This is a genomic window from Bhargavaea ullalensis (assembly GCF_042432615.1).
GTDB classification, from domain to species: domain Bacteria; phylum Bacillota; class Bacilli; order Bacillales_A; family Planococcaceae; genus Bhargavaea; species Bhargavaea ullalensis.
The window spans coordinates 1-1,178 of sequence record NZ_JBHLWY010000050.1 but is presented as its reverse complement, the minus strand read 5'-3'; the positions used below and the strand labels follow the sequence as shown (position 1 = coordinate 1,178).

The window sequence follows — 1,178 nt, the reverse complement described above, 5'->3', positions numbered from 1 at the left end:
GTCGCGTCATCGATGATGGCGACCAGGTAAACCTGCTTTTTCTTGCCGTCCGGCCCGATGGGCAGATAAGGGCCATACTTGATGTCGGAATGCCAGAGCTCGTTCCGGCTGCGTTTCTGGAACCTGCGGGCCGCCCCGGGTGTCTGCTGGTAGAGCCGCATCTGACGTGCGCTGTATCCCCGCTCAGCCAGCTTTTCCTGGAGAGTGGAGCGCTTCAGGGCTCCGGGTTTCACGATCCCTTCCCACTCGAGTGTCCGGATGATCTGCGCAATGCTCCTCGAGGGAACTTCCCGCCGGAGGAGGACCGCATGGTCCACCGCCTTTTCCATCCAATCCTGCTGTTGGGCGGGATGGTTCCGGGCTGCCGGCTTCAGTCCGGCGAATCCCTCTTTCCGGTAAGCCGATAGGTATCTTCTCAGTGTCCGTTCCGACAGGCCGTTCTCCGCGGCGATCCGCCGCCTCCTGTCCGCTGCTTCTGCCACCCCCATGCCCGGCTCAAGCAGGGGAGCGATGAGCTGGTAGCGGTTGGCCGCAATCTCTTCCGCCTTTCTCTGATCCTTCAAAGAGAATCCCTCCTAACCTGGTTCCCTTTGAGTGTAGATCAGCCCCTGCCGGACAGACAGGCAGAACGGGTATGCAGCCAATAATGATGGTTGGCAAGCGGCCGGACAAGCCGCGCCAGCCATCCGCCTGCGTCGCCAACCAGTTGTCCAATTCGTTGCCGGACGGGCTGCGAACGGTCGGACAGGCCGTTCACAGACAGGTTCATCCTTCCTTGCCGGGCCAGCGAACGCAGGAATGAAAGCCAGTGTTCCGCCAGCGTGAAAAACCAGTCTCTCCAACGGAGAAGGGTGGACTGTTCCACCGGAAGATCAGAGAGGTCTGCGAGGTCCGCAGGCTCTTCAATCGTCGCTTCAATGACCTCCGCCTCGTACCGCTTGTAGGGCACCAGGCAATCCGGCAGTTCATGGTGGATCACTTTGCACTTCTGGCACCGGAGACGCCGGATGGAATAGATTCGTTCTCCGCCGTCCCCGGTCTTTCCTTTCCTCCTCCTGCTTCCGATAACCTGGTAGGCAACAGCGTCGCAGGCAGGGCAAGGGATGATGGCTCCCGTCGGCTTAACCGAAAACCCCGCTTTCGGGGTTTAAAACCAATGTGTAATCTGATATGATAAT

At 59.6% G+C, this 1,178-nt stretch carries 2 protein-coding genes; both read right to left on the bottom strand.

Going from position 1 to position 1,178, the window contains the following annotated elements; genetic code table 11:
• The coding region (locus ACFFIY_RS14340) for a helix-turn-helix domain-containing protein (protein ID WP_376837318.1) at window positions 1–563 on the bottom strand (563 nt) is incomplete at its 3' end.
• A gap of 38 nt (window positions 564–601) precedes the next feature.
• Window positions 602–1,105 carry a DUF6431 domain-containing protein gene (locus ACFFIY_RS14335; RefSeq protein WP_376837319.1) on the bottom strand — a complete coding sequence of 168 codons (504 nt, stop codon included), beginning with the start codon at window positions 1,103–1,105 and terminating at the stop codon, window positions 602–604.
• Window positions 1,106–1,178: the final 73 nt, after the last annotated feature.